Origin of the sequence: Ramlibacter sp., from assembly GCF_013697775.1 — a bacterium.
In the GTDB taxonomy this organism is placed as follows: Bacteria; Pseudomonadota; Gammaproteobacteria; order Burkholderiales; family Burkholderiaceae_C; genus Ramlibacter.
Map to the genome: position 1 here is coordinate 1 of NZ_JACCWG010000151.1, position 4,998 is coordinate 4,998.

The window sequence follows — 4,998 nt, forward strand, 5'->3', positions numbered from 1 at the left end:
GGCGCGCACCGCGAGACGTTCGCGCGCGCGCGCGCCGCGGCCGCCGGCATCGAGCTCGCGCGCGAGCTGGGCAACCTGCCGCCCAACGTGGCCACGCCGACCCGCCTGGGCGAAGAGGCGAAGAAGCTGGCCAAGGCGCACGGCCTGCAGTGCGAGGTGCTGGGCCCCAAGGAGATCGCGCAGGTCGGCATGGGTTCGTTCCTGGCCGTGGGCCAGGGCTCGGCGCAGCCGCCGCGCTTCATCGTGCTGCGCTACACCGGCGCGGGCAAGGGCGAAGCGCCCTGCGTACTGGTCGGCAAGGGCATCACCTTCGATTCGGGCGGCATCTCGATCAAGCCGTCGGCCGACATGGACGAAATGAAGTTCGACATGTGCGGCGCCGCCGGCGTGCTGGGCGCCTTCCGCGCGCTGGCCGAACTGAAGCCGCGCATCAACCTGGTGGGGCTGATCCCCGCCTGCGAGAACATGCCCGACGGCAATGCGCTGAAACCGGGCGACGTGCTCACCAGCCTGAGCGGCCAGACCATCGAGGTGCTGAACACCGATGCCGAGGGCCGGCTGATCCTGTGCGACGCGCTGACCTACGCCGAGCGCTTCAAGCCGCGCATGGTGATCGACCTGGCCACGCTCACCGGCGCCTGCGTGGTGGCCCTGGGCAGCACGCGCACCGGCCTGTTCACCACCGACGACGCGCTGGCCGCTGACCTGAAGGCGGCGGGCGACGCCGCGCTCGACCCGTGCTGGCCGATGCCGATGGACGACGAATACGGCGAAGGCCTGAAGAGCAATTTCGCCGACATGGCCAACGTGGCCGGCCGCTACGGCGGCGCGATCACCGCGGCGAAGTTCCTGCAGCGCTTCGCGCAGAACTATCGATGGGCGCACCTGGACATCGCCGGCAGCGCGTGGAAGAGCGGCGCCGGCAAGAGCGCCACCGGCCGGCCGGTCGGCCTGCTGGTCGAATACGTGCTGGCGCAGTCGCAGCAGGCAGCCTCCGAAGCCGCGCCGAAGAAGCCGGCGCGCGCCAGGCGCGCGTGACCGAAGTCGCCTTCCATTTCAACGCGCCCGGCAAAGTGGGCTATGCGTGCCGGCTGCTGCGCAAGGCGGCGGGCGCTGGCGCGCGCGTGGTGGTCACCGGCGAAGCACCCCTGCTGGCCGAACTGGACGTCGCGCTGTGGACCTTCGCGCCGCTGGAGTTCGTGGCGCACTGCAACGCGGCGAACGCCGTGCCGGCGGTGCTGGCCGCGTCTCCGGTGGTCCTGGCTGCGGCCGTGCGCGACGTGCCGCACCACCAGGTGCTGGTGAATCTCGGCGTCCCGGTGCCCGAAGGATTCGAGCGCTTCGAGCGTTTGATCGAAGTCGTCACCGGCGAGGATGAGGACCGCAAGCAGGCGCGCGCGCGCTGGAAGCACTATGCCGACCGCGGCTATGCGATCACGCGCCACGACCTCGCGACCAAGGAGCAAGCCTGATGTCCTCGCGCAATCCGCCCCGGTTTGTTCCCACGCTGACCGAGGTGGTGCGCGAGAGCACCACTGTGCCCACCGCGCCGCTCGCGCAGGAGGATCTCGTGCGCCGCGTGATGCAGCGCGTGGACCTGATGCTGGAGCGCCGGCTGCGCGAAGCCATCGCCACCGTCGTGCTCGAGCACACCCGCGACATCGGCCCGGCGCTCAGGGAGCGCATCGAAGATCTTGTGCGCGACGCGGTCTCGCAGGCGGTGTCGCAGGAGAGCGGGGCCTCGGGCAGCGCCACGAAGGGGACTTGAGGAAAACCCGGTCATCCAATCAGACGAGCCATATGTTGATTAGATGACCTTATTTAGGGCCCACCAAGTTTCCCCTTATGGTTCGGGTCCGGAAATTGCGATATGGTCGCGCCCGTTGAGCAAATTCTCAACTTAATTCCTACTCTGGAGGTTTCACCCATGCAATTCAAGCTGAAATTGACGGCAGCCGTCGCGCTGGCAGCCGTGTCCGGCCTGGCCGCCGCCCAAGACGTGCAAACAGTCAAGATCGGCGGCGTCGCCCCGATGTCCGGTCCGCAGGCCCACTACGGTCGCGACAACGACAACGGCGTGCGGATGGCCATCGAAGATCTGAACGCGCAGAACATCACGATCGGCGGCAAGAAGATCAAGTTCGAAGTGCAGAGCGAAGACGACGCTGCCGACCCGAAGCAGGGCACGGCCGCCGCCCAGAAGCTGTGCGACGCCAAGGTTGCAGGCGTGGTGGGTCACCTGAACTCGGGCACCACCATTCCGGCTTCCAAGGTGTACAACGACTGCGGCATTCCGCACGTGACCGGTTCGGCCACCAACCCGCAGGTGACCAAGCCCGCTTACAAGACCACCTACCGCATCATCGCCAACGACAACGCGCTGGGCGCCGGTCTGGCCCTGTACGCGGCTGACGCGCTCAAGCTCAAGCGCATTGCCGTGATCGACGACCGCACGGCCTACGGCCAGGGCGTCGCCGACGTGTTCAAGGCCACGGCCAAGTCCAAGGGCGTCACCATCGTCGACGAGCAGTTCACGACCGACAAGGCGACCGACTTCATGGCCATCCTGACGGCCATCAAGTCCAAGAACCCCGACGGCGTGTTCTACGGCGGCATGGACGCCCAGGGTGGCCCGATGCTGCGCCAGCTGGAGCAGCTGGGCATGGGCAACGTGAAGTTCTTCGGCGGCGACGGCATCTGCACGGCCGAACTGGCCAAGCTGTCCGCCGGCTCCAAGGTCCTGGGCAACGTGGTGTGCGCCGAAGGCGGCGCCTCGCTGGCCAAGATGCCCGGCGGCGAAGCGTGGAAGAAGCGTTACGACGCGAAGTTCCCGAGCCAGTTCCAGATCTACGCGCCGTACACCTACGACGCCACGTTCGTTCTGGTCGATGCGATGAAGCGTGCGAACTCCGTGGATCCCAAGGTCTACACCGCCAAGCTGGCTGAGACCAACATGAAGGGCATCACGGCGAACATCGCCTTCGAACCCAACGGCGAGCTGAAGAACCCGGCCATGACGCTGTACGTCTACAAGGACGGCAAGAAGTCTGCGCTGAACTGATCCGGCGCGATTCCCGAGCCTGATTGAAGGCCGCCCGCAAGGGCGGCCTTTTTCTTTGTGCGGGGCGCATTCGTTTGCTCGCCGCCCATGTTGGAGCTGTAGGCAGGGCCGCCCTTCTCCTGTCGGTTTTTTCCTACGCCCCGCACCAGGACTGGCTTGGCGCGGGGCGCAGTGTTTCCGCGCGATTGTCTCGACCGTTCGAAGCCGTTACCCTGCCTTGTTTTGTGGCTTGGTCACAGTTGTACACACTCGGGGAAAGACGATGGAAGTCCTGGCAACACTGCCCACTACGGACCGGCACGACGGCGACCTGAAACTGCTGCTCAAGGCCCTGAGCGCGTTCCGCCGGGGCGAAAGCGGCGTGACGCTGCCCACGGAGTGGGATGGCCTGTACGGCAAGATCGCGTCGGAATTCAACGAGCTGTCCGCGCAGACCGCGCGCACCAGCCACAAGCTCAAGTCCGTGGAAAGCGCGGTGCACAACGGCACGCGCGCGCAAAAGCGGGTGGAAGACGGCAAGCTCACCGGCTTCTGGCAGGACAACGTGGCCAGCGTCAACGCGGTTGTGGATGCCGTGGAGCTGTCGTCCGAGCGCACGCGCTCGATGCTGACGGGGCTGACGGAGCTGCGCAAGGGCAATGCGCAAGCGCAGCTGCCCGCCGATTGGACGGGCCTGTTCGGCAAGGTGGCAGACGCGTTCAACGATGTGGTCGGCGAGAACGTGCGCATGTCGCACGAGCTGGCCCGCCTGTCGCGCGTGGTCGGCAAGGAAGGCAAGCTCAAGGAACGCGCCCAGATGGCGTACGCCGGCGGCTTCTGGCGCGATTCCGCCGAAGCCATCAACTCGCTGATCTCCGATCTGGTGCATCCGACGTCCGAAGTGGCGCGCGTGATCGGCGCCGTGGCACAGGGCGACCTGTCCAAGTCGATGGCGCTGGAGGCCGACGGGCGGGCGCTTGAAGGCGAATTCCTGCGCACCGCCATGACCATCAACAAGATGGTGCAGCAGCTAGGCACCTTCGCGGCCGAAGTGACGCGCGTGGCGCGCGAAGTGGGCACCGAAGGCAAGCTGGGCGGCCAGGCCGATGTGCAGGGCGTGGCCGGCACGTGGAAAGACTTGACCGACTCGGTGAACTCGATGGGCTCGAACCTGACGGCCCAGGTGCGAAACATTGCCGACGTGACGAAAGCCGTGGCGGCCGGTGACCTCTCCAAGAAAATCACCGTGGACGTGAAGGGTGAGATTCTCGAACTCAAGGCCACGATCAACACCATGGTGGACCAGCTCTCGTCGTTCGCGTCGGAAGTGACGCGGGTGGCGCGCGAAGTGGGTACCGAAGGCAAGCTGGGCGGCCAGGCCGATGTGCAGGGCGTGGCCGGCACCTGGAAGGACCTGACCGACAACGTGAACTTCATGGCCGGTAACCTCACGTCCCAGGTGCGGAACATTGCGGAAGTGACGACGGCCGTGGCGGCCGGTGACCTCTCCAAGAAGATCACCGTGGACGTGAAGGGTGAAATCCTGGAACTGAAGAACACCATCAACACCATGGTCGACCAGCTGCGGTCGTTCGCTTCGGAAGTGACGCGGGTGGCGCGCGAGGTGGGTACCGAAGGAAAGCTGGGCGGCCAGGCCGATGTGCAGGGCGTGGCCGGTACCTGGAAGGATTTGACCGACAACGTGAACTTCATGGCCGGTAACCTGACCTCGCAGGTCCGGAACATCGCCGACGTCACGAAGGCGGTGGCCACCGGCGACCTGTCCAAGAAGATCACGGTGGACGTGAAGGGCGAAATTCTCGAACTCAAGAACACCATCAACACCATGGTGGACCAGCTGCGGTCCTTCGCTTCGGAAGTGACGCGGGTGGCGCGGGAAGTGGGCACCGAAGGCAAGCTGGGCGGCCAGGCCGACGTGCAGGGCGTGGCCGGCACCT

Annotated in this window: 5 protein-coding genes; all 5 read left to right on the forward strand. The window is 66.2% G+C overall.

The annotated features are described in order from the left end of the window. The coding region (locus H0U68_RS07530) for a leucyl aminopeptidase (protein ID WP_296354187.1) at nt 1-1,038 on the forward strand (1,038 nt) is incomplete at its 5' end. Continuing rightward, a complete protein-coding gene (locus tag H0U68_RS07535; protein WP_296354189.1) occupies nt 1,035-1,472 on the forward strand; it encodes a DNA polymerase III subunit chi in 438 nt (145 codons plus the stop codon). The genes H0U68_RS07530 and H0U68_RS07535, both read left to right, overlap by 4 nt. Then, nucleotides 1,472-1,768, forward strand: a complete 297-nt coding sequence (locus tag H0U68_RS07540) for a hypothetical protein (RefSeq protein ID WP_296354191.1) — start codon at nt 1,472-1,474, stop codon at nt 1,766-1,768. The genes H0U68_RS07535 and H0U68_RS07540 overlap by 1 nt, the downstream gene beginning before the upstream one ends. Before the next feature lie 159 nt (nt 1,769-1,927). Beyond that, entirely contained in the window at nt 1,928-3,061 is a 1,134-nt protein-coding gene (locus tag H0U68_RS07545; protein ID WP_296354193.1) for a branched-chain amino acid ABC transporter substrate-binding protein, read from the forward strand. A 604-nt stretch (nt 3,062-3,665) separates the two neighbouring features. Then, the coding region (locus H0U68_RS07550; RefSeq protein WP_296354196.1) for a HAMP domain-containing protein at nt 3,666-4,998 on the forward strand (1,333 nt) is incomplete at its 3' end.

Coding starts and splice junctions, on each gene's coding strand:
- H0U68_RS07540 (WP_296354191.1), top strand. CDS start 1,472: ATGTCCTCGCGCAATCCGCCCCGGTTTGTTCCCACGCTGACCGAGGTG.
- H0U68_RS07545 (WP_296354193.1), top strand. CDS start 1,928: ATGCAATTCAAGCTGAAATTGACGGCAGCCGTCGCGCTGGCAGCCGTG.